Below are 257 nucleotides of genomic sequence, written 5' to 3'. Positions count from 1 at the left end.
CAGGGAACTCTTCAAGAAAGAAGTCCCGCAATATTGGAAAGACCGTGCAGCGGAGGCCGCAAAATGATACCGACCAAATTAAAATTACTAATTGAAAATCAGCCGGGCAATACCCTTCGAACAGACAAGCAATCAGTTACCGAGGCTTTAAAACAGCTAAACATAGACATAAATAGCGAACTCGCAGAGTTTTTTTTAAACTACACAATAACTTTTTTTAAAAGCAGTTCTTCTGATGAAGAATTGTGTGACATCGC

The 257-nt window shown here is 39.3% G+C and carries 1 protein-coding gene; it reads left to right on the top strand.

All coding sequences use genetic code 11. The features are described 5' to 3' along the window. Positions 1-63 precede the first annotated feature (63 nt). Positions 64-257 (top strand): hypothetical protein (locus tag BK665_RS34670; RefSeq protein ID WP_221179284.1); only part of this gene is annotated, 194 nt, incomplete at its 3' end.

It is taken from the genome of Pseudomonas frederiksbergensis, from assembly GCF_003732665.1.
Taxonomy (GTDB): Bacteria; Pseudomonadota; Gammaproteobacteria; order Pseudomonadales; family Pseudomonadaceae; genus Aquipseudomonas; species Aquipseudomonas frederiksbergensis_G.
The sequence above is the reverse complement of the archived record's forward strand: the minus strand, read 5'-3'. Positions and strand labels throughout refer to the sequence as shown.